The organism is Pseudomonas sp. NPDC077649 (genome assembly GCF_044542855.1).
In the GTDB taxonomy this organism is placed as follows: Bacteria; Pseudomonadota; Gammaproteobacteria; order Pseudomonadales; family Pseudomonadaceae; genus Aquipseudomonas.
In genome coordinates, this window is sequence record NZ_JBITVF010000002.1 from 631,850 (window position 1) to 653,947 (window position 22,098).

Genomic DNA, 22,098 nt, shown 5'->3' on the forward strand with positions numbered 1-22,098 from the left:
TTAGGCCTTCTTCGCTTGCTGCGCCAGCGCGGCGTTGACGAAGCCGCTGAACAGCGGATGACCGTCACGCGGCGTGGAGGTGAATTCCGGGTGGAACTGGCAGGCGACGAACCAGGGATGATCCGGCGCCTCGACCACTTCGACCAGCGCGCCGTCGCCGGAACGACCGGTGACCTTCAGGCCAGCCTCGGTCAGCTGCGGCAGCAGGTTGTTGTTCACCTCGTAACGGTGACGGTGACGCTCGACTATCACGTCCTTGCCGTAGCAGTCGTGCACCTTGGACCCGGCCTGCAGCTGGCAGTCCTGCGCGCCGAGGCGCATGGTGCCGCCCAGGTCGGAGCTTTCGCTGCGGGTTTCCACGCCGCCGGCGGCGTCCTGCCACTCGGTGATCAGGCCGACCACCGGATGCTGGCTGGCCAGGTCGAACTCGGTGGAGTTGGCATCGCTCCAGCCCACCACGTTACGGGCGTACTCGATCACTGCCACCTGCATGCCGAGGCAGATGCCCAGGTAGGGAATCTTGTTCTCGCGAGCGTACTGCACGGTCTTGATCTTGCCTTCCACGCCGCGCAGGCCGAAGCCGCCCGGTACCAGGATGGCATCGACGCCCTCGAGCAGCGCGGTGCCCTGGTTCTCGATGTCTTCGGAGTCGATATAGCGCAGGTTGACCTTGGTACGGTTCTGGATGCCGGCATGGCTCATCGCCTCGATCAGCGATTTGTAGGCATCGAGCAACTCCATGTACTTGCCGACCATGGCGATGGTGACTTCCTTTTCCGGGTTGAGCTTGGCATCGACCACGCGATCCCACTCGGACAGGTCGGCGCCGCCGCACTCCAGGCCGAAACGCTCGACGACGAAGTCGTCCAGACCCTGGGCATGCAGCACGCCCGGAATCTTGTAGATGGTGTCGACGTCTTCCAGGCTGATCACCGCACGCTCTTCGACGTTGGTGAACAGGGCGATCTTGCGCCGCGAGGACACATCGATCGGATGGTCGGAGCGGCACACCAGCACGTCCGGCTGCAGGCCGATGGAGCGCAGCTCCTTGACCGAGTGCTGGGTCGGCTTGGTCTTGGTCTCGCCGGCGGTGGCGATGTAGGGCACCAAGGTCAGGTGCATCAGCATGGCGCGCTTGGCGCCCACTTCCACGCGCAGCTGGCGAATGGCTTCGAGGAACGGCTGCGACTCGATGTCGCCAACGGTGCCACCGATTTCCACCAGGGCCACGTCGGCATCGCCGGCGCCCTTGATGATGCGACGCTTGATCTCGTCGGTGATGTGCGGAATGACCTGGATGGTGGCACCCAGGTAGTCACCACGGCGCTCCTTGCGCAGTACGTCTTCGTACACGCGGCCGGTGGTGAAGTTGTTGCTCTTGGTCATCGTCGTGCGGATGAACCGCTCGTAGTGACCCAGGTCGAGGTCGGTCTCGGCGCCGTCGTGGGTGACGAACACCTCACCGTGCTGGAACGGGCTCATGGTGCCCGGATCGACGTTGATATAAGGGTCCAGCTTGAGCATGGTGACCTTCAGGCCCCGCGCCTCCAGGATGGCCGCCAGTGAAGCCGAGGCGATGCCTTTCCCCAATGAAGAAACAACACCACCCGTGACGAAGATGTAGCGCGTCATGAAAAACCCTAGAAGTCTGCGTTTAAGCGGTCAGTGCCGCCGGGGAAAGCGAAGGAGCGCCATCAGTAGCAACAATGGCAAGCCCGCCAAGCTCCCTGAGGGAGTCGGCAAAAGCTGTAGTAAGACGGGAGCGTAGTCTACCGGAAAGGCCTTACCAGCTCAAACCTTGATCACCGATCGGCGGCGACCAGTGCAAGCGCAGATCGCCCCGCCCCGGACGCGGCGCCGGCGCCAGATTGGCCACCGCCACCAACTCGTCGCCATCGAACAGCAAGGGCAGCCGCGGACGCACGAACGCCGGCACGCGCAGCTCGTTGAGCAGGCGCTTGAGGTCGCGCCGGCCGCGCCCCGGCAGCTGCAGCGACTCGCCGCCGCGGCGATAGCGCAGGTGCCAACGCCCCGCCGGCAGCTCGCCGACAACTCGCACAGCGCCGTTGCCGGGCAGTTCGATGGCCCCTCGCGCCGCACCGCAAGGCAGATCGACAACCGTGAGTGGCTGCAACCAGTCGCCGCTGAGCCACCACAGCCGCCCATCTGCCCTATGCAACTCGCCATCGGCCAGTTTCCAGATCGGCGTCGCATCCACGCCGGCGTCACGCAGGTCATACCAGCCGGCCCAGTGATCGCTGTCCGGCAGCCGGGTCAGTGGCGCCAGCCAATGACGCAGCAGATTGCGCTGACGCGCCTCGTTCAGCCCGGCCACCGCCTGCAAGTCCAGCGACGGCAGCGCCAGCCAGGAAAACGGCGCCCGGCCCCGCGCGGCGAGCAGATCCAGCTCGGCCAACTCGCCCAGCAGCTGCTGCGCCTCACCCAGGTGGGCGGCGCTGCGCGCCAGGCTGGCGGCCGCCTGCGGCCAACGCTCGGCGAGCAACGGCAGCACGCGGCGGCGCAGGAAATTGCGACTGAAGCGCTCATCGGCATTGCTCGGGTCTTCCACCCAGCTCAGCCCATGGGCCTCGGCATAGGCCAGCAACTCGGTACGCGGAACGTCCAGCAGCGGCCGAACCAGAGTGCCGCGGCCCAGCGGTCGAGCTACAGGCATGGCCGCCAGACCGCGCACGCCGGCGCCGCGCAACAGGCGAAACAGCACGGTCTCGGCCTGATCGTCGCGGTGCTGGGCACCGAGCAGCACCTCGCCCTCGCCCAGACGCGAGGCGAAGGCGGCGTAGCGCGCCTGGCGCGCCGCCTGCTCCAGGCTGGCGCCCGGCTCGACCCGCACCGCAACGATTTCCAGGGGAATATCCAGCTGCGCGCAGCTGCGCGCGCAATGCTCGGGCCAGGCCTCGGCCGCCGGCTGCAGGCCGTGGTGGACATGGATGGCGGCCAGCGGCGGCAGCGCCTCGCGCCGGGCGAGACCGGCCAGCAGGTGCAGCAGCACGCTGGAGTCGAGGCCGCCGGAGAAGGCGATACGCCAGGCCGGTGCCGTTCGCCAGGGCTGCAACGCGGCGCGCAGACGGATATCGAGAGCAGTCATCGGCCAAGCTTAAACAACAACGGGCCCGAAGGCCCGTTGAGATGCGCGCTGAACGAGCTCAGGCGATGCCGTAGCTCATCAGGCGATCGTAACGACGCTTGAGCAGGGCGTCGGTGTCGTACTTCTGCAGGCTGGCCAACTGCTTGGTCAACTCCTGACGGATCGACTCGGAGGCCGCTGCCGGATCACGATGAGCGCCGCCCAGCGGCTCGGCGATCACCTGATCGACGATGCCCAGATCCTTCAGGCGCTCGGCAGTGATGCCCATGGCCTCGGCGGCATCCGGCGCCTTCTCGGCGGTACGCCAGAGAATCGAGGCGCAGCCTTCCGGCGAGATCACCGAGTAGGTGGAGTACTGCAGCATGTTCAGCTGGTCGCAGACGCCGATGGCCAGCGCGCCGCCGGAGCCGCCCTCGCCGATCACGGTGGCGATGATCGGGGTCTTCAGCCGCGCCATCACCCGCAGGTTCCAGGCGATGGCCTCGCTCTGGCCGCGCTCCTCGGCATCGATGCCCGGGTAGGCGCCGGGGGTGTCGATAAAGGTGAGGATCGGCATCTTGAAGCGCTCGGCCATTTCCATCAGGCGGCAGGCCTTGCGGTAGCCCTCCGGACGCGGCATGCCGAAGTTGCGGCGTACCTTCTCGCGCACTTCGCGGCCCTTCTGGTGACCGATGACCATCACCGGCTGCTCGCCGAGGCGGGCCACGCCGCCAACGATGGCGGCGTCGTCGGAGAAGTGACGGTCGCCGTGCAGCTCGTCGAACTCGGTGAAGATGTGCTGGATGTAGTCCAGGGTGTAGGGGCGGCGCGGATGGCGCGCCAGCTGAGCGATCTGCCAGCTGGAGAGGTTGCCGAAGATGCTTTCGGTCAGCGCGCTGCTCTTGTCCTGCAGGCGGGCAATCTCGTCGCCGATGTTCAGCGCGTTGTCGTTACCGACCAGGCGTAGCTCTTCGATCTTGGCTTGCAGGTCGGCGATCGGCTGTTCGAAATCGAGAAAATTCGGGTTCATAGTCATCCGTCTTGCGTCGACGGCCAAGTGGCCGGGGAGCTGTATCCATTAGGCGCCCTACCTTAAGGGATAGGGCGCAGCGGGTCGACACCCGCAGGTGCCAATGCCAACACAAAGGGAGATTTCCCCTCTCGCGTCAGCGGTAGTGCAAAAAGACGTTGTCGCGCCCGAACTGGTCACGCAATGCCTGAATCAATGTGTCGGCCGGATCGATGCGCCAGGCGTCGCCAAACTGAAGCAAGGCGCGTGCCTCCTCGCCGCTGTAGTCCAGGGTCACTGGGCAGGCGCCCTTGTGCTTGCCGCACAGCTCGGCCAGCCAGCGCAGGCGATCGCCTTTCAGCGCCTCGCCGGCGACCTTCAGGCGCAGGCTGTCGGCCAGGCCGGTGCGCGCCTCCTCCAGGCTCATCACGCGCTTGGCGCGCAGGCGCAGGCCGCCGGAGAAGTCGTCGTTGCTCACCTCGCCCTCGACCACCACCAGCGCATCGTTCTGCAGCAGCGCCTGGTTGCTGGCGAAGGCATCGGCGAACAGCGAGGCCTCGATCCGCCCGGAGCGATCGTCGAGGGTGATAAAGCCCATCTTGTCGCCCTTCTTGTTCTTCATCACCCGCAGGTTGACGATCATCCCGGCGATGGTCTGGGTATCGCGCGCCGGCTTGAGCTCGACGATGCGCTGGCGGGCGAAGCGGCGGATCTCGCCTTCGTATTCGTCGATGGGGTGGCCGGACAGGTAGATGCCCAACGTGTCCTTCTCGCCTTTCAGGCGCTCCTTGATCGGCAGCTCACGGGCCTTGCGATGGTTGGCGTAGACGTCCGCCTCGGGTTCGGCGAACAGGCCGCCAAACAGGTCCATATGACCGCTCTCGGCGCTGCGCGCGGTCTGCTCGGCGGACTGCACGGCCTCTTCCATGGATGCCAGCAGCACGGCGCGGTTCTTGTCGACGCTGGCCTGGTAGGCCTTGAGCTCGTCCTGGTAGTAGGGCCCCAGGCGATCCAGCGCGCCGCTGCGGATCAGCGCTTCGAGGGTGCGCTTGTTGATGCGCTTGAGGTCGACGCGGTTGCAGAAGTCGAACAGGTCCTTGAATGGCCCGCCCTCGGCGCGGCATTCGACGATGGCCTCCACCGGCCCCTCGCCCACGCCCTTGACCGCTCCCAGGCCGTAGACGATACGGCCGTCGTCGTTGACGGTGAACTTGAACTCGGAGACGTTCACGTCCGGCGGATCGATGCGCAACTTCATGTTGCGGCACTCTTCCACCAGGATCACCACCTTGTCGGTGTTGTGCATATCCGCCGACAGCACCGCGGCCATGAACGGCGCCGGGTAATGCGCCTTGAGCCAGGCAGTCTGGTAGGACACCAGGCCGTAGGCGGCCGAGTGCGACTTGTTGAAGCCGTAACCGGCGAATTTTTCCACCAGGTCGAAGATGTTGCCGGCCAGGTCAGCATCGATGCCGTTGTTGGCGCAGCCCTCGATGAAGCCGCCGCGCTGCTTGGCCATCTCCTCGGGCTTCTTCTTGCCCATGGCGCGGCGCAGCATGTCTGCACCGCCGAGGGTGTAACCGGCCATCACCTGGGCGATCTGCATCACCTGTTCCTGGTACAGGATGACGCCGTAGGTGGGCTTGAGCACCGGCTCCAGACCGGCGTACTGGTAATCCGGGTGCGGATAGGACAGCTCGGCGCGGCCGTGCTTGCGGTTGATGAAGTCGTCCACCATGCCGGACTGCAGCGGGCCGGGGCGGAACAGCGCCACCAGGGCGATCATGTCTTCCAGGCAGTCGGGCTTGAGCTTCTTGATCAGCTCCTTCATGCCGCGCGATTCGAGCTGGAAGACCGCGGTGGTCTCCGCCTTCTGCAGCATGTCGTAGGTCTTCTTGTCATCCAGCGGGATGAAGTCGATATTGACCAGCTCCTCGTCCGCGGCGCCGTCGCGCTTCTGGATGCGGTGGATGGTTTCCATCGCCCACTTGATGATGGTCAGGGTACGCAGGCCGAGGAAGTCGAACTTGACCAGGCCGGCCTGCTCGACGTCGTCCTTGTCGAACTGGGTCACCAGGCCGCCGCCCTCCTCGTCGCAGGCGATCGGCGAGAAGTCGGTGAGCTTGGTCGGTGCGATCACCACGCCGCCGGCGTGTTTGCCGGTGCCGCGCACCACGCCTTCGAGCTTGAGCGACATGTCCCAGATTTCCCGGGCGTCCTCGTCGTTCTTGAGGAAGTCGCGCAGCGGCTCTTCCATCTCGTAGGCCTTCTCCAGGGTCATGCCCACTTCGAAGGGAATCATCTTCGACAGGCGATCGGCCAGGCCGTAGGACTTGCCCTGGGCGCGCGCGACGTCGCGCACCACCGCCTTGGCCGCCATCGAGCCGAAGGTGATGATCTGGCTCACCGCGTTGCGCCCGTACTTGTCGGCCACGTAGTCGATCACCCGGTCGCGGCCGTCCATGCAGAAGTCGACGTCGAAGTCGGGCATGGATACCCGCTCGGGGTTGAGGAAGCGCTCGAACAGCAGGTCGTAGGCCAAGGGATCGAGGTCGGTGATCTTCAGCACGTAGGCCACCAGCGAACCAGCACCCGACCCCCGGCCCGGGCCAACCGGCACGCCGTTGCTCTTGGCCCACTGGATGAAGTCCATCACGATCAGGAAGTAACCGGGGAAGCCCATCTGGATGATGATATCCAGCTCGAAATTGAGGCGGTCGATATAGACCTGCTTCTTCGCCTGGTAATCCGGCGTGTCCTTGGGCAGCAGCACCTCCAGGCGCTCTTCCAGGCCCTCGAAGGAGGCATGCCGCAGGTAGTCGTCGATGCCCATGCCATTGGGCGTGGGGAAGTCGGGGAGGAAGTACTTGCCCAGCTGCACCTCGATGTTGCAGCGCTTGGCGATCTCCACGCTGTTCTCCAGCGCCTCGGGCAGGTCGGAGAACAGCTCGCACATCTCCGCCGGGGTTTTCAGGTACTGCTGGTCGGAATAGTTGCGCGGCCGGCGCGGGTCGTCCAGGGAACGGCCCTCGCCGATGCACACGCGGGTCTCGTGGGCCTCGAAGTCGTCCTGCTTGATGAAGCGCACGTCGTTGGTCGCCACCAGCGGCGCCTCGACGCGGTCGGCCAGGGCCACCGCGGCGTGCAGGTACTCCTCGTCGCCGACCCGGCTGGTGCGCTGCACCTCCAGGTAGAAGCGCTCGGGGAACACCGCCATCCACTCGCGCAGGCGCGCTTCGGCAGCGGCCTCGTCGCCGGCCAGCAGGGCCTGGCCGACCTCGCCCTCGCGCGCACCGGACAGGGCGATCAGGCCCTCGGCGGCCTCCTTGACCCAGTCGCGCTGGATGATCACCAGGTCGTTGCTCTGCCCTTCGGCCCAGCCGCGCGAGACCAGCTCGGTGAGGTTGCGATAGCCCTTGGCGTTCATCGCCAGCAGGGTCAGGCGCGACAGCGGGCCGTCCTCGTCGGCGCTGGCCAACCAGATGTCGGCGCCGCAGATCGGCTTGATGCCGGCGCCCATGGCGGTCTTGTAGAACTTCACCAGTGCGCACATGTTGCTCATGTCGGTGACCGCCACCGCCGGCATGCCGGCCCCGGCCACCGCCTTGATCAGCGGTTTGACCCGCACCAGGCCGTCGACCAGGGAGTATTCGGTGTGCAGACGCAGGTGGACGAAATTGGGGCTCATGGCGGTCCTGTGCTGAAGACGAAAACAACAAGGCCCGGATTGTACCGGGCCTTGGCTTTTAGGGCAGCGTCTATGCGCTGCGTTTGTCCCAGATGCCCGGCTCCAGCCTGGCCTGGATATCCGGATGGCGGCTGGCGTCGAAGGTCGGTAGCTGGCCGCGCTTGCGCTGCTCGTTGTAGTCGCGCGCCAGACGGATGGCCAGGCCGGAGAGCAGGAGGATGGCGACCAGGTTGGTGATCGCCATCAGGCCCATGGAGACGTCGGCGAGGTTCCAGACGAACGGCAGCGAGGCCAGCGCGCCGAACATCACCATGGCCAGTACCAGCAGGCGGAACAGCAGCAGGCCGCTGGCGTGGTTGTGCTCGAGGAACACCAGGCAACTCTCGGCATAGCTGTAGTTGGCGACGATGGAGGTGAAGGCGAAGAACAGGATGATCAGCGCCAGGAAATACTGGCCCCAGCCGCCGACCTGGCTGGTCAGCGCGTTCTGCACCAGGCCGATGCCCTCGCCCGCCTGCGGTCCGGCCAGCAGGATGATCGCCGCCGAGGCGGTGCAGATCAGGATGGTGTCGATGAACACCCCGGCCATCTGCACGTAACCCTGCGACGCCGGATGCGGCGGATAGGGGGTGGCGGCTGCGGCGACGTTGGGCGCCGAGCCCATGCCCGCCTCGTTGGAGAACAGGCCGCGCTTGACGCCGTTCATGATCGCCGCGCCGATGCCGCCGGCGGCGGCCTCGTGCAGACCGAAGGCGCTCTTGACGATCAGGACCAAGATGCCCGGCAGCTGATCCAGGTTGAGCAGGATCAGCACCAGCGCCAGCAGCAGGTAGGCCGCCGCCATGAACGGCACCGCCAGTTCGGAGAACCGCGCGATCGAGCGCAGGCCGCCGAAGATGATCAGGCCGGTGAGCAGCACCAGCAGCGCGCCGATGGCCAGCGCGGCGACCTGCACCGGGCTGCCGGCGATGCTCAGCGTGCCCCAGTCCAGGCCGAAGGCGCCGATCAGCGCGCCGCTGATGGTATTGGCCTGCACCGAATTGAAGACGAAACCGAAGGCGATGATCAGAAAGATCGAGAACAGCACGCCCATCCAGCGTGCGCCCAGGCCGCGCTCCATGTAGTAGGCCGGGCCGCCGCGGAACTGGCCCCTGACGTCGCGGGTCTTGAACAGCTGGGCCAGGGTCGCCTCGACGAACGCGGTGGCCATGCCGACCAGGGCGATCATCCACATCCAGAAGATCGCCCCCGGCCCGCCCAGGGTGATGGCCACTGCCACCCCCGCCACGTTGCCGGTACCGACCCGCGCCGCCAGCGAGGTGCACAGCGCCTGGAACGAGGAAATCCCGGCGGCGTCGCTCTGCCGGCTGCCGCGCAGCACGCTGAAGATATGGCCGAAATGGCGGAACTGAATCAGCCCCAGGCGCGCGGTGAAATACAGGCCGCAGCCCACCAGCAGCCAGATCAGCACCTTGCCCCAGATGAGGCCGTTGAGTAGGTCGACGACCTGATTGGCCATGTCGTGCATCATCACTCCCCTGCCGCCGCCGGCGGCTTCTACGTTGGCCCGGGATCGCCGGGGCGGATAGCGGGTCGAGGCCCGCCGGGATACTGCGCAGAGTCTAGCCTGCGCAAAGGGGCGGCACTTTGGGGGATCGCGGTTTTCATGGCTTGCGCTGAGGCGACCAATGCAGTCGGTCAGGCGACAAGGCGCGACCTCAGCGCTCCAGCAACTCGCGTACCGGGGCGAAGGAGCGCCGATGGATCGGCGTCGGTCCGAGGCGGCGCAGCGCTTCGAGGTGGGTGGGCGTCGGATAGCCCTTGTGCCCGGCGATGCCGTAGCCGGGATAGAGCAGATCCAGTTCGGCCATCTCGCGGTCGCGGCTGACCTTGGCCAGAATGGACGCGGCGGCGATGGCCGGCACCTTGGCGTCGCCGCCGACCACCGGCGCGCTGGGCACCGCCAGCTTGGGGCAGCGGTTGCCGTCGATCAGCGCCAGCTTCGGCGTCACGCCGAGCCCGGCGACCGCGCGCTGCATGGCCAGCATGGTGGCGTGGAGGATATTCAGGCGGTCGATCTCCTCCACCTCGGCGCGGGCAATGCACCAGGCCAGGGCCTTCTCGCGAATCTCGTCGAACAACTTGTCGCGGCGCGCCTCGGACAGCTTCTTGGAGTCGTTGAGGCCTTGGATCGGCCGCGCCGGATCGAGGATCACCGCGGCGGTGACCACCGCGCCGCACAGCGGACCGCGGCCGACCTCGTCGACCCCGGCCACCAGGTCCTCGACCAGAGCGAAGTCCAATCCCAGCTGCATCAGCGACCGACCAGCTTGAGCACGGCCTCGGCCGCCTGCGCCGAGGCGTCGCGGCGCAGGGCGCGGTGGATCACGTCGAAACCCTCGGTCTGCACCTCGCCGCCGTCGATCAGCGGCGCCAGCGATTGCGCCAGGGCATCGGCGCTGGCCGCGTCCTGGATCAGCTCCGGCACCAGCAGGCGCTCGGCCAGCAGGTTGGGCAAGGAAATGTACGGACTCTTCACCAGGCGCTTGAGAATGCGGTAGGTCAGCGGCGCCACGCGATAGGCCACCACCATCGGCCGCTTGTACAGCAGCGCTTCCAGGGTCGCGGTGCCGGAGGCGATCAACACCGCGTCGCAGGCGGCCAGGGCCTCGTGCGAGCGGCCGTCGAGCAGGGTCAGCGGCAGGTCGCGGCTGGCCAGCATCTGCTCCAGTTGCGTACGGCGTTCCGGCGTGGCGCAGGGCAGCAGGAAGCGGATGCCGGGACGCAGCGCGCGCAGGCGAATCGCCGCATCGAGGAACAGCTCGCCGAGGCGCGCGACCTCCCCGCCGCGGCTGCCCGGCATCAACGCAACCACTGGCTCATCCTGCGGCAGGTCCAGCGCTTCGCGCGCCGCGGCACGGTCGGCCTGCGGCGGGATGGCGTCGGCCAGCGGGTGACCGACGAAGCGCACCGGCACCTGATGGGCGTCGTAGAACTGCGCTTCGAAGGGGAACAGCGTCAGCATCAGGTCGCAGGCGTCGCGAATTTTCAGCACGCGTTTCTGCCGCCAGGCCCAGACCGAGGGGCTGACGTAGTGCACGGTCTTGATCCCGGCGCGGCGCAGCTTGAGCTCCAGGCCCAGGTTGAAATCCGGCGCATCGATGCCGATGAACACATCCGGCTTGGCGGCGATCAGCTCGCGCGCCAGCTGACGACGGCGGCCGAGCAGCTCGAACAGGCGGCCGAGCACCTCGACCAGACCCATCACCGCCAGGCGTTCCATGGGGAAGGAGGATTGCAGCCCCTCGGCCTCCATGCGCGCGCCGCCGACGCCGATGAACTCGGCATCCGGGTGCCTGGCCTTGAGCGCCTGCATCAGCCCGGCGCCGAGGATGTCACCAGACGCCTCGCCGGCGACCAGCGCAATACGCAACGGCCTGCTCATCAGCGGGTGATGCCGCGGGTGGACGCCTGGATGGAGTCGCGAAATACCGCGACTTCCGCGAACTGCGCAGACAGCTCGGCCAACTCGACCAGTGCCTGCTCGACGGTCATACCCTGGCGATAGACCAGTTTGTAGGCCTTGCGCAGAGCGGCGATGGCATCACTGGAGAAGCCGCGGCGGCGCATGCCCTCGAAGTTCATGCTGCGCGCCTCGGCCGGGTTGCCGAACACGGTGACGTAGGCCGGCACATCCTTGCCGATGGCGGTGCCCATGCCGGAGAAGCTGTGCGCGCCAATGCGGCAGAACTGATGCACCAGGGTGTAACCGGAGAGGATCGCCCAGTCGTCGACCCAGACATGCCCGGCCAGCGCGGTGTTGTTGACCAGGATGCAGTGGTTGCCGATCACGCTGTCGTGGCCAATATGGGCGTAAGCCATGATCAGGTTGTGATCGCCCAGGGTGGTCTCGCCGCGATCCTGCACGGTGCCGCGGTGAATGGTGACGCCCTCACGAATGACGTTGTGGTCGCCGATCACCAGGCGGGTCGGCTCGCCCTTGTACTTCAGATCGGGGGTGTCCTCGCCTACCGAGGAAAACTGGTAGATGCGATTGTGCTTGCCGATCACGGTCGGCCCCTTGAGGATCACATGGGGGCCGATCACCGAACCCTCGCCGATTTCCACATCGGGTCCAATGATCGACCAGGGGCCGACCTGAACGCCATCCGCCAGCTTCGCCGACGGATCGATAATGGCGCGAGGGTCAATCAAACTCATAGTTTGCGTTCCGCACAGATGATTTCGGCCGAGCAGACTTCCTTGCCATCGACGCTGGCGCGGCACTCGAACTTCCAGATGCTGCGGCGATCGCTCAGGTACTTGGCTTCCAGCACCAGCTGGTCGCCCGGCAGCACCGGCGAGCGGAAACGCAGTTTGTCCGAGCCGACGAAATAGTAGAGGGTGCCATCGGCCGGCTTCACGCCCATCATCTTGAAGCCGAGGATACCGGCGGCCTGGGCCATCGCCTCTATGATCAGCACGCCCGGCATGATCGGGTGTTCGGGGAAGTGACCGTTGAAGAACGGCTCGTTGATGCTGACATTCTTATAGGCGCGAATGCACTTGCCCTCGACGTCCAGGTCCACCACACGATCCACCAGAAGGAAGGGATAGCGGTGCGGCAAGTATTCACGAATTTCGTTGATGTCCATCATGTCCGGATAAGCCTGTAAGAAAAAAGAGGAGCGCGGCCTGGCCGGCTCAGGCATCAGATGAGGCGTTCGCGCTCGGGGTCACGGCAGCCAGCTGTTTTTCCAGCTCGCGCAGGCGCTTGGCCATGTCGTCCAGCTGACGAATGCGCGCCGCGCTCTTCTTCCATTCCGCTGCCGGCTGCATCGCGGTGCCTGAAGAATAGGCGCCCGGCTCGGTAATGGAACGGGTGACCATGGTCATGCCGGTGACGAACACGTTGTCGCACACCTCGATATGGCCAACCATGCCGACGCCGCCGGCGATCATGCAGTTGCGGCCGATCTTGGTGCTGCCGGAAATCCCCACGCAGCCGGCCATGGCGGTGTTGTCGCCGATCTGCACGTTGTGCGCGATCATGATCTGGTTATCCAGCTTGACCCCGTTGCCGATCAGGGTGTCGGACAGCGCGCCGCGGTCGACCGTGGTGTTGGCGCCGATCTCGACGTCGTCGCCGATGCTCACCCCGCCGATCTGCGCGATCTTCTGCCACACGCCCTTCTCGTTGGCGAAACCGAAGCCCTCGCCACCGATCACCGCGCCGGACTGGATCACCACGCGCTTGCCGATGCGCACGTCGTGGTACAGGGTCACCCGCGGCGCCAGCCAGCCGCCCTCGCCGATCACCGAACGGGCGCCAACGACGCAGTGCGCGCCGATGCTGACACCGGCGCCAATCTGCGCGCCGGCCTCGATCACCGCATAGGCGCCGACGCTGGCAGTCGGATCGACCTGAGCATCCGCCGCCACCACGGCAGTCGCATGTACGCCGGCCACGGCCTGCGGCTTGCGGTCGAACAGGTGCGAGAGCTGGGCATAGGCCAGATAGGGGTTGGCGACGATCAGCGCATCGCCGGCGTAGCCCTCGGCATCGGCGGCGGTGAGCAGCAGCGCGCCGGCGCGGGTCTGCGCCAGGTACTTGCGGTACTGGGCATTGGCCAGGAAGCTCAACTGCTCGGGCCCGGCCTCCTGCAAGGTGGCCAGGCCCGCGATGAGCTTGCCTTCGGCGCCGCGCAGGGTGGCGCCCAGGCGCTCGGCCAGCTGGCCGAGAGTAAAGACTACTGCCGTCATGATCAGCGCAGCTGGTTCATGCGCTCGATGACCTGGCGGGTGATGTCGAACTGGGGTTTGACATCGATCACCGCGCCACGCTCGAGCACCAGGTCGAAGTTACCCTTCTTGATCACCTCTTCCACCGCCTTGTCCAGGTTCGGCTTGAGCTTGGCCAGCATCTCGCGGTCGGCGATGGCCTTGGCTTCGTTCAGCTCCTTGGACTGGAACTGGAAGTCGCGGGCCTTCTGCTTGAATTCGAGCTCGAGACGCTCGCGCTCGGCCTGCTGCATCTTCTCGCCTTCCTTGACCATGCGGTCCTGGATGCGCTTGGCGTCGCTTTCCAGGGTCTTGAGCTTGTTCAGCTGCGGACCGAACTTCTTCTCGGCATCGACCGCGTAGCGCTTGGCCGCGTCGGACTCGAGCAGGGCCATCTGATAGTTCAGCACGGCCACCTTCATCTCGGCGAACGCCGGAGTGGCGATCAGGGCGGCGGTGAACAGAACCAGTTGAGTCAACTTACGCACAATGCACTCCTGCAACAAAACTGTTGGCTTTCGGTGAATAGGTTTAGAAGGTCTGGCCCAGGGAGAACTGGAACACCTGGGTATCGGCATCATCGGGCTTCATCACCGGCATGGCCAGGCTGAAGCTCAGGGGGCCCAGCGCGGTGATCCAGGTCAGGCCGACGCCCACGGAGCTGGCCATATTGCCGAAGTCGATATCGCAGGTGTCGCTCAAGCGCTTCTGGCTGGACGTGCAGTTGGTGTCGAAGACGTTGCCCACGTCCCAGAACAGTGCGGTGCGCAGCGAGCGCTGGTCCTTGACGAAAGGCATGGGGAACAGCAGTTCGACGCCGCCCTGAACCAGCACGTTGCCGCCGAACGGCAGCGGATCGTCGTCCGGATCGGCAAGCGTGCCTGTGTTGCCCGTAACGGCCTCGCCGCGACTCGGCGTGCTGCGTGGGCCCAGGCTGCTGTCCTCGAAGCCGCGCACCGAGTTGAAGCCGCCGGCGTAGTAGTGCTCGTAGAATGGCAGCTCGGCGGTGGAGCCGTAGCTGTCGCCATAGCCCAGCTGGGTATGGAAGCGCATGGTGTAGTTGTCGGACAGCGGGGTAAAGATCTGGCCGCGGTAGTCGAGCTTGTAGAACGACAGGTCGCTGCCCGGCAGGGTGGTTTCCAGCACCAGGCTCTGCGAATGGCCACGGTTGGCCAGCACGCCGCGGTTCAGGGTCGATTCGGACCAGCCGATGGAACCCTTGAAGTTCAGATAACGATCGCCTTCCTGCTCGATGAAGTCGAAGATCTCGTCGACGGTGTAGAGGCCGGTGTCGATGCTGTCCTGCTGCACGGTCAGGCCGTAGGTCAGGCGCGAGGTCTCGCTGATCGGATAGCCGATGCTGAGGCCGGCGCCGAGGCTGTCGACCGAGTAGCTGGAGACGTCGACGTCGAGTTCGTCGTAGTCGGTGGTGCGGTAGAAGGCGTTGTAGCCCAGGCTGACGCCGTCCACCGTCCAGTAGGGGTCGACGAAGCCGAAGCTGTAGCGGGTCTGGTATTCGCTGCGGGTCAGGCCGACGCTGACCTTGTTGCCGGTACCGAGGAAGTTGTTCTGGCTGATCGAGCCGCCGAGGATCAGACCGGCGTTCTGGGCGAAGCCGACGCTGGCGGTGATGGAACCGGACGGCTGCTCCTCGACGCTGTAGTTGACGTCGATCTGGTCGTCGGTGCCCGGCACCTGCGGGGTCTCGACGTTGACTTCCTTGAAGAAACCCAGGCGCTCGAGACGGGTCTTGGACTGGTCGATCAGGTAGGTCGAGGCCCAGCCGCCCTCCATCTGGCGCATTTCACGGCGCAGCACTTCGTCCTCGGACTTGGTGTTGCCGCGGAAGTTGATGCGGTTGACGTAGGCGCGCTTGCCCGGGTCGACGAAGAAGGTGATCGAGACGGTGTTGTCCTCGTCGTGCGCTTCCGGCACGCCGTTGACGTTGGCGAAGGTGTAGCCCTCGTTGCCCAGGCGGCGGGTGATCAGCTCGCTGGTGGTGGTCATCACCTTGCGCGAGAAGACCTGCTCTTCTTTGACCAGCAGCAGCGCGCGCACGTCCTCTTCCGGCACCTTGAGGTCGCCGGACAGCTTCACTTCGCGCACGCTGTACTTCTCACCCTCGTCGACGTTGACGGTGATGTAGACGTGCTTCTTGTCCGGGGTGATGGACACCTGGGTAGAGCTGATGTCCATGTTGATGTAGCCGCGGTCCAGGTAGTAGGAGCGCAGGCGTTCGAGGTCGCCGGACAGCTTCTCGCGGGCGTACTTGTCGTCGTTCTTGAAGAACGACAGCCAGTTGGTGGTCTTCAGTTCGAACAGGTCGACCAGGTCCTCGTCGGAGAACACGGTGTTGCCGACCACGTTGATGTGCTGGATGGTGGCGACCGTGCCTTCGTTGATGGTGATCTTCAGCGCCACGCGGTTGCGCGGCTGGGGAATCACTTCGGCTTCGATCTCGGCCGAGTAGCGGCCCTGGGCCACGTACTGGCGCTGCAGCTCGTTGCGCACGCCTTCGAGGGTGGCGCGCTGGAAGATTTCGCCCTCGGCCAGACCCGACTGGTTCAGGCCCTTGAGCAGGTCTTCGGTGGTGATGGCCTTGTTGCCCTCGATCTCGATGCCGGAGATGGAGGGGCGCTCGACCACGGTGATGACCAGCACGTCGCCATCGCGACCGAGTTGGATGTCCTGGAAGAAACCGGTCTTGAACAGGGAGCGGGTGGCGTCGACCAGCTGGCGGTCATCGACCTGTTCGCCGACGTTCAGCGGCAGTGCGCCGAACACGCTGCCGGCGGAAACCCGCTGCAGGCCATTGACGCGTATATCGGAGATGGTGAAGGACTCGGCGTGAACTTCGGCGATCATCAATGCGGACAGCACCGCAGGTAGCAGCAGACGTTTCATGAAGTCCTTTCTTATTCCAACTGACGATAAAAATCTGTCGCCCAAGGCGACACTTTTTTGCAAGTACCGAGAGCGTATTTCAACGATGCTTACAGACGGCTCAGGTCGTTGACCAAGGCCAGCAGCATCACGCCGATGACCAGACTGATGCCGATCTGCATCCCCCACCCCTGAACCCGCTCGGACAAGGGACGACCACGCACCCACTCGACCAGGTAAAACAGCAGATGCCCACCGTCCAGCACGGGGATGGGCAGCAGATTGAGAACCCCCAGGCTAATGCTCAGATATGCAAGGAATTTCAGGAAATCCCCGAGCCCTGACTCAGCCGAAGCGCCCGCCACTTTAGCAATGGTTATCGGCCCGCTCAAGTTTTTTACCGAGAGCTCCCCGAACAGCATTTTCTTCAGCGAATCGAGGGTCAACAGGCTCATCGCCCAGGTCTGCCGCAGCCCTTCGACCACTCCTTCGAGCGGCCCGTAACGCACTTCGCGGAGCATCTCCGGCGGCCATTCGACGCCCGCCACGCCGGCGCCCAGATAACCGCTGCGCGCCTCGCCCTCGCCGCGCGCGGCCAGGGTCAGCTCGACATCCAGGGGCTGCCCGGCACGCTCGATGCGCAGCCTGACCGCCTCGCCCGGCAAGGCGCGCACGCGGTCGACCAGTTGCTGCCAATCGGCCAAGGGCTGCTCGTCGAGCGCCAGCAGACGGTCGCCAGGCTGCAACCCGGCCGCCTGCGCCGGCCCCTTGGGATCGAGCTCGGCGAGCACCGGCTCCAGCGCCGGGCGCCAGGGGCGAATGCCCAGCGAGCCGATCGGGTCCGGCTCGTCGACACCGCGCAGCCAGTTGTCCAGCTGCAGCTGCTTGGGCGACTCGGCGGTGGAACCGGGCTCGAGCACGCGCAGGTCGAGACTGCCGCTTTCGCCCAGACGGCGCACCAGCTGCAGATTGACCGCCGCCCAGCCGCTGGTGGGCTCGCCGTCGACCGCGACGATTTCCTGGCCGACCTGCAGACCGGCCGCCGCCGCCAGGCTGCCCTCCTGCACCGCGCCGATCACCGGACGCACCTGCTGGCTGCCGAGCATGGCGACGAACCAGAAGAACAGCAGCGCCAGGAGGAAGTTGGCCAACGGGCCGGCCGCGACTATGGCGATGCGCTGGCGCACGCTCTTGCGATTGAAGGATTGCTCGAGCAGCGCCGGCGGCACGTCGCCCTCGCGCTCGTCGAGCATCTTGACGTAGCCGCCCAGGGGGATGGCGGCGATGACGAACTCGGTGCCTTGGCGGTCGTGCCAGCGCAGCAGCGGTGTACCGAAGCCCACGGAGAAGCGCAGCACCTTGACCCCGCAACGCCGCGCCACCCAGAAGTGCCCGTACTCGTGAAAAGTCACCAGCACACCCAGGGCGATCAGGGTGCCGACCAACATATACAGCCCGCTCATCTATTCTCTCCGGCCCGTCAACGACGGGCGAGCCACTCGGCCGCCAGCGCGCGCGCGCGCCGATCGACCTCGAACACCGCATCGAGCGCTTCGACCGCCTGCACTGACTGCGCGTTCAACACCGCTTCAATCATACGCGCGATATCGCTGAAGCGAATGCGTCGCTGCAGGAACGCCTCGACCGCCACTTCGTTGAGCGCATTGAGCATGGCAGGCGCGCTGCCGCCGGCCTGCGCCGCCTCGCGGGCCAGGCGCAGGCAGGGGAAACGCTGCGCATCGGGGCGCTCGAAATCCAGGCGACCGACGGCGAACAGATCCAGCGGCGCCACTCCCGAGTCGATCCGCTCGGGCCAGGCCAAGGCATGGGCGATCGGCGTGCGCATGTCGGGGTTGCCCAGCTGGGCCAGCACCGAGCCGTCGACGTAATCGACCAGCGAATGGATCACGCTCTGCCGGTGGATCACCACCTCAACCTGCTCGGGCCGCGCATCGAACAGCCAGCAGGCCTCGATCAGCTCCAGGCCCTTGTTCATCATGCTCGCCGAGTCGACCGAGATCTTGCGCCCCATCGACCAGTTGGGATGGGCGCAGGCCTGTTCCGGGGTGACCCGCTCCAGCTCGGCCAGCGGCGTTTCGCGAAACGGCCCGCCGGAGGCGGTGAGCAGGATGCGCCGCACGCCGACCGGCTGCAGGCCGCGCGCATAGTCGCCGGGCAGGCACTGGAAGATGGCGTTGTGTTCGCTGTCGATCGGCAGCAGGGTGGCGCCACTCTCGCGCACCGCCTGCATAAACAGGGCGCCGGACATCACCAGCGCCTCCTTGTTGGCCAGCAGCACCTTCTTGCCCGCGCGCACCGCGGCCAGGGTCGGCTTGAGCCCGGCGGCGCCGACGATGGCGGCCATCACGCAATCGACCTCGGCAGCGGCGGCCACCGCACACAAGCCCTCCTCGCCTACCAGCACCTCGGTCGTCAGGCCGGCGCCGCGCAGGCCGCTCTGCAGCTCGTGCGCGGCGCTAGTATCGGGCACCACCGCATAATCCGGACGATGCTGCAGGCACAGGGCCTGCAGCTCGGCCAGACGGGAAAAGCCGCTCAGGGCGAAGACTTGGTAACGCTCGGGATGGCGGGCGATCACGTCCAGGGTGCTGAGACCGATGGAGCCGGTCGCGCCCAGCACGGTGATCCGCTGCGGCGCACTCACAGCGAACCCCAACCCGCCAGCCAGAGCAGCGCGGCGAACAGCGGAATGGCTGCGGTCAGACTGTCGATGCGATCCAGCACGCCGCCGTGACCCGGCAACAGGTTGCTGCTGTCCTTGATCCCGGACTGACGCTTGAACATGCTCTCGGTCAGGTCGCCGACCACCGAGAGCAGCACCACCAGCGCCGCACCGGCCAGCGCCAGCAGCAGGCCGCCAGCGCTCCAGCCCTGTTGCAGGCCTACCGCCAGGGTGATCAGCAGGCTGGCGGCGAGGCCGCCGTACAGCCCTTCCCAGCTCTTGCCGGGGCTGACGCTGGGCGCCAGCTTGCGCTTGCCGAAGGTCTTGCCGGCGAAATAGGCGCCGATATCCGCGCCCCACACCAGCACCATCACCGCGATGATCAGGCCATTGGCCTGCGGCCACTGCTTGAGCAGCACCAGGCCCTGCCAGGCGGGTAGCAGAATCAGCAAGCCGATCAGCAGCTTGCCGGGCAAACCGCCCCAGTAACGGCTACTGGCGGGGTAGCCCAGCACCAGCAGGGTGGCCAGCACCCACCAGAGCAGGGCCGCGGCCAGCAGCCAGGGCGCCAGCGCCGGCGTCAGGTACAGGCCGTAAAGCAGCGCCGCGACCAGTGCGGCATAGGCGATGCGCAAAGGCTGCGTGGCGAACCCGGCCAGACGCGCCCACTCCCAGCCGCCGAGCACGACCACCGCACCGATAAACAGCGCGAATGCCGCCCCGTCGAGCAGGAAAAACCCGCCCAGGGCGATGGGCAGCAGCACCAACGCGGTGATGATTCGCTGTTTCAACATTAAGAACGCGCCTCGGCTTCCACCTGCTCGCTGGTCTTGCCGAAGCGACGCTGGCGGGTAGCGAAATCGGCCAGCGCCTTGCGCATGGCCTCGTGCTTGAAATCCGGCCAGTACAGGTCGGAGAAGTACAGTTCGCTGTAAGCCAACTGCCAGAGCAGGAAGTTGCTGATGCGGTGCTCGCCGCCGGTGCGGATACACAGGTCCGGCAGCGGCAGGTCGCCGGTGGCCAGGCAGGTCTGGAGCAGCCCGGGGGTGATGTCCTCCGGCTGTAGGTGACCGGCCTGTACCTCGCGCGCCAGGCGCTGGGCAGCCTGGGCGATGTCCCACTGGCCGCCGTAGTTGGCGGCGATCTGCAGGGTGAAGCGGCGGTTGCCGGCGGTCAGCGCCTCGGCCTCGCGCATGGCGGCCTGCAGCTCGGGATGAAAGCGCGAACGATCACCGATGATGCGCAGGCCGATGTCGTTGTCCAGCAGCTTCTTCGCCTCGCGGCGCAGCGCACCGAGGAACAGCTCCATCAGCGCGCCGACCTCCTCGGCCGGGCGCTGCCAGTTCTCGCTGGAGAAGGCGAACAGGGTCAGCACCTCGACCCCGGCCTCGGCACACACCTCGATCACCGCGCGCACCGCGTCGACCCCGGCCTTGTGCCCGGCCACCCCCGGCAACAGGCGCTTCTTGGCCCAACGGTTGTTGCCATCCATGATGATGGCGACGTGCCGCGGCACCGCGCCCAGCTTGCTCTTGTCCATGTGGGTGTCCTGACCGTCAGACTGCCATCAAGTCCGCTTCCTTGGCCTCCAGGGCCTTGTCCACGTCGCCGACGAACTTGTCGGTGAGCTTCTGCAACTCGTCGGCGGCACGACGCTCTTCGTCTTCGCTGATTTCCTTGGCCTTGGCCAGCTTCTTCAGCTCGGCCAGGGCGTCGCGGCGCACGTTGCGCACGGCGACCTTGGCGTCCTCGGCGACGCCGCGGGCCTGCTTGGTGTAACCCTTGCGGGTCTCCTCGGTCAGCGCGGGCATCGGCACGCGGATGGTGGTGCCGGCGCTGCTCGGGTTCAGGCCCAGGTCGGAAGTCAGGATGGCCTTCTCGATGGCGGCGCCGAGGCTCTTGTCGTGCGCGACGATCTTCAGGGTACGGGCGTCCTCGACGGTGATCGCGGCCACCTGGTTCAGCGGCATGTCGCTGCCCCAGGCCGGTACCTTGATGCTGTCCAGGATGCTCGGGTGAGCACGGCCGGTACGGATGGAGGCCAGATTGCGATCCAGCGCCTCCAGGGACTTACCCATGCGTTCCTGGGCGTCTTTCTTGATGTCGTTGATCATTGTGCATCCTCCTCGATCAGGGTTCCTTCGGCGCCGCCGACCACTACGTTGAGCAGGGCGCCCGGCTTGTTCATGTTGAAGACCCGCAGCGGCATCTTGTGGTCGCGGCACAGACAGATGGCGGTCAGGTCCATCACGCCCAGCTTGCGATCGAGCACCTCGTCATAGGTCAGGCGCTCGAACTTCTCGGCATGCGGGTCCTTGAACGGGTCGGCAGTGTACACGCCATCGACCTTGGTCGCCTTCAGTACCACGTCGGCATCGATCTCGATGGCGCGCAGGCAGGCGGCGGAATCGGTGGTGAAGAAGGGGTTGCCGGTGCCGGCGGCGAAGATCACCACCTCGCCGGTCTTCAGGTGGCGCATGGCCTTGCGCCGATCGTAATGATCGGTGACGCCGACCATGGAGATCGCCGACATGACGATGGCGGGGATGTTCGAGCGCTCCAGGGCGTCGCGCATGGCCAGGGCGTTCATCACCGTGGCCAGCATGCCCATGTGGTCGCCGGTGACCCGATCCATGCCGGCGGCCGACAGGGCGGCGCCGCGGAACAGGTTGCCGCCGCCGATCACCAGGCCGACCTGCACGCCGATCCCCACCAGCTGCCCCACTTCCAGGGCCATGCGGTCGAGCACCTTGGGGTCGATGCCGAAATCTTCCGAGCCCATCAGGGCCTCGCCGCTGAGTTTGAGCAGAATGCGTTTGTAGCGAGGTTGGCGACCACTCGTCTGCTGAGCCATTGCAAGTCTCTCCTGCGGCGATATGAATGCTGTGGCGATGCCTGAGCATCGCAATTATCCGGCACTTCGACAGCGCCGACGACCGTTGGTTGAAACGGCCGCTGTTGCATTTGTC

18 protein-coding genes are annotated in these 22,098 nt (G+C 66.0%); all 18 read right to left on the reverse strand.

Annotated elements, in window-relative coordinates:
* Positions 1-1,632 (reverse strand): CTP synthase, encoded by a 1,632-nt coding sequence (locus ACIGFL_RS10080; protein WP_397497074.1) that lies wholly within the window; start codon positions 1,630-1,632, stop codon positions 1-3.
* 151 nt (positions 1,633-1,783) lie between these two features.
* Positions 1,784-3,106 (reverse strand): tRNA lysidine(34) synthetase TilS, encoded by a 1,323-nt coding sequence (gene tilS / locus ACIGFL_RS10085; RefSeq protein ID WP_397497075.1) that lies wholly within the window; start codon positions 3,104-3,106, stop codon positions 1,784-1,786.
* A gap of 58 nt (positions 3,107-3,164) precedes the next feature.
* Complete coding sequence (locus ACIGFL_RS10090) at positions 3,165-4,115, reverse strand: acetyl-CoA carboxylase carboxyltransferase subunit alpha (protein WP_021442937.1); 951 nt, start codon at positions 4,113-4,115, stop codon at positions 3,165-3,167.
* A 136-nt stretch (positions 4,116-4,251) separates the two neighbouring features.
* Positions 4,252-7,782, reverse strand: a complete 3,531-nt coding sequence (gene dnaE, locus ACIGFL_RS10095; protein ID WP_397497076.1) for a DNA polymerase III subunit alpha — start codon at positions 7,780-7,782, stop codon at positions 4,252-4,254.
* Between the two features lie 70 nt (positions 7,783-7,852).
* The gene (locus tag ACIGFL_RS10100; protein WP_397497077.1) at positions 7,853-9,310 is read right to left on the reverse strand and encodes an alanine/glycine:cation symporter family protein; all 1,458 of its coding nucleotides are present in this window, start codon (positions 9,308-9,310) and stop codon (positions 7,853-7,855) included.
* Between the two features lie 190 nt (positions 9,311-9,500).
* On the reverse strand, positions 9,501-10,097 hold the full coding sequence (gene rnhB, locus ACIGFL_RS10105; RefSeq protein WP_397497078.1) for a ribonuclease HII: 597 nt from the start codon (positions 10,095-10,097) through the stop codon (positions 9,501-9,503).
* On the reverse strand, positions 10,097-11,227 hold the full coding sequence (gene lpxB, locus ACIGFL_RS10110) for a lipid-A-disaccharide synthase (RefSeq protein ID WP_397497079.1): 1,131 nt from the start codon (positions 11,225-11,227) through the stop codon (positions 10,097-10,099). The genes rnhB and lpxB overlap by 1 nt, the downstream gene beginning before the upstream one ends.
* Entirely contained in the window at positions 11,227-12,003 is a 777-nt protein-coding gene (gene lpxA, locus ACIGFL_RS10115) for an acyl-ACP--UDP-N-acetylglucosamine O-acyltransferase (protein WP_397497080.1), read from the reverse strand. Before lpxA ends, lpxB begins: the two co-directional genes overlap by 1 nt.
* Positions 12,000-12,440, reverse strand: coding sequence for a 3-hydroxyacyl-ACP dehydratase FabZ (gene fabZ, locus ACIGFL_RS10120; RefSeq protein ID WP_021444642.1), 441 nt, complete (start codon positions 12,438-12,440; stop codon positions 12,000-12,002). The genes lpxA and fabZ overlap by 4 nt, the downstream gene beginning before the upstream one ends.
* Before the next feature lie 46 nt (positions 12,441-12,486).
* Entirely contained in the window at positions 12,487-13,545 is a 1,059-nt protein-coding gene (lpxD, locus tag ACIGFL_RS10125; protein ID WP_021444641.1) for a UDP-3-O-(3-hydroxymyristoyl)glucosamine N-acyltransferase, read from the reverse strand.
* Between the two features lie 2 nt (positions 13,546-13,547).
* Entirely contained in the window at positions 13,548-14,051 is a 504-nt protein-coding gene (locus ACIGFL_RS10130; RefSeq protein ID WP_021444640.1) for an OmpH family outer membrane protein, read from the reverse strand.
* A 43-nt stretch (positions 14,052-14,094) separates the two neighbouring features.
* Positions 14,095-16,467 (reverse strand): outer membrane protein assembly factor BamA, encoded by a 2,373-nt coding sequence (gene bamA, locus ACIGFL_RS10135; RefSeq protein WP_397497081.1) that lies wholly within the window; start codon positions 16,465-16,467, stop codon positions 14,095-14,097.
* A gap of 89 nt (positions 16,468-16,556) precedes the next feature.
* On the reverse strand, positions 16,557-17,909 hold the full coding sequence (gene rseP, locus ACIGFL_RS10140; RefSeq protein WP_397497082.1) for a sigma E protease regulator RseP: 1,353 nt from the start codon (positions 17,907-17,909) through the stop codon (positions 16,557-16,559).
* Positions 17,910-17,926: 17 nt separating this feature from the next.
* Entirely contained in the window at positions 17,927-19,111 is a 1,185-nt protein-coding gene (gene ispC / locus ACIGFL_RS10145) for a 1-deoxy-D-xylulose-5-phosphate reductoisomerase (RefSeq protein WP_397497083.1), read from the reverse strand.
* On the reverse strand, positions 19,108-19,923 hold the full coding sequence (locus ACIGFL_RS10150; RefSeq protein ID WP_021444636.1) for a phosphatidate cytidylyltransferase: 816 nt from the start codon (positions 19,921-19,923) through the stop codon (positions 19,108-19,110). The genes ispC and ACIGFL_RS10150 overlap by 4 nt, the downstream gene beginning before the upstream one ends.
* Entirely contained in the window at positions 19,923-20,669 is a 747-nt protein-coding gene (gene uppS, locus ACIGFL_RS10155) for a polyprenyl diphosphate synthase (RefSeq protein WP_021444635.1), read from the reverse strand. The genes ACIGFL_RS10150 and uppS overlap by 1 nt, the downstream gene beginning before the upstream one ends.
* Positions 20,670-20,685: 16 nt before the next feature.
* Positions 20,686-21,243, reverse strand: coding sequence for a ribosome recycling factor (gene frr, locus ACIGFL_RS10160; protein WP_021444634.1), 558 nt, complete (start codon positions 21,241-21,243; stop codon positions 20,686-20,688).
* A complete protein-coding gene (gene pyrH / locus ACIGFL_RS10165) occupies positions 21,240-21,983 on the reverse strand; it encodes a UMP kinase (protein WP_021444633.1) in 744 nt (247 codons plus the stop codon). The genes frr and pyrH overlap by 4 nt, the downstream gene beginning before the upstream one ends.
* Between the last annotated feature and the right edge of the window lie 115 nt (positions 21,984-22,098).

What these genes read in the sequence shown, in the direction of transcription:
- ACIGFL_RS10090 (WP_021442937.1), bottom strand. Translation starts at nt 4,115, where the DNA reads ATGAACCCGAATTTTCTCGATTTCGAACAGCCGATCGCCGACCTGCAA.
- fabZ (WP_021444642.1), bottom strand. Translation starts at nt 12,440, where the DNA reads ATGATGGACATCAACGAAATTCGTGAATACTTGCCGCACCGCTATCCC.
- rseP (WP_397497082.1), bottom strand. Translation starts at nt 17,909, where the DNA reads ATGAGCGGGCTGTATATGTTGGTCGGCACCCTGATCGCCCTGGGTGTG.
- dnaE (WP_397497076.1), bottom strand. Translation starts at nt 7,782, where the DNA reads ATGAGCCCCAATTTCGTCCACCTGCGTCTGCACACCGAATACTCCCTG.
- pyrH (WP_021444633.1), bottom strand. Translation starts at nt 21,983, where the DNA reads ATGGCTCAGCAGACGAGTGGTCGCCAACCTCGCTACAAACGCATTCTG.
- lpxD (WP_021444641.1), bottom strand. Translation starts at nt 13,545, where the DNA reads ATGACGGCAGTAGTCTTTACTCTCGGCCAGCTGGCCGAGCGCCTGGGC.
- lpxB (WP_397497079.1), bottom strand. Translation starts at nt 11,227, where the DNA reads ATGAGCAGGCCGTTGCGTATTGCGCTGGTCGCCGGCGAGGCGTCTGGT.
- ACIGFL_RS10080 (WP_397497074.1), bottom strand. Translation starts at nt 1,632, where the DNA reads ATGACGCGCTACATCTTCGTCACGGGTGGTGTTGTTTCTTCATTGGGG.
- rnhB (WP_397497078.1), bottom strand. Translation starts at nt 10,097, where the DNA reads ATGCAGCTGGGATTGGACTTCGCTCTGGTCGAGGACCTGGTGGCCGGG.
- frr (WP_021444634.1), bottom strand. Translation starts at nt 21,243, where the DNA reads ATGATCAACGACATCAAGAAAGACGCCCAGGAACGCATGGGTAAGTCC.
- ACIGFL_RS10150 (WP_021444636.1), bottom strand. Translation starts at nt 19,923, where the DNA reads ATGTTGAAACAGCGAATCATCACCGCGTTGGTGCTGCTGCCCATCGCC.
- tilS (WP_397497075.1), bottom strand. Translation starts at nt 3,106, where the DNA reads ATGACTGCTCTCGATATCCGTCTGCGCGCCGCGTTGCAGCCCTGGCGA.
- lpxA (WP_397497080.1), bottom strand. Translation starts at nt 12,003, where the DNA reads ATGAGTTTGATTGACCCTCGCGCCATTATCGATCCGTCGGCGAAGCTG.
- ACIGFL_RS10100 (WP_397497077.1), bottom strand. Translation starts at nt 9,310, where the DNA reads ATGCACGACATGGCCAATCAGGTCGTCGACCTACTCAACGGCCTCATC.
- uppS (WP_021444635.1), bottom strand. Translation starts at nt 20,669, where the DNA reads ATGGACAAGAGCAAGCTGGGCGCGGTGCCGCGGCACGTCGCCATCATC.
- bamA (WP_397497081.1), bottom strand. Translation starts at nt 16,467, where the DNA reads ATGAAACGTCTGCTGCTACCTGCGGTGCTGTCCGCATTGATGATCGCC.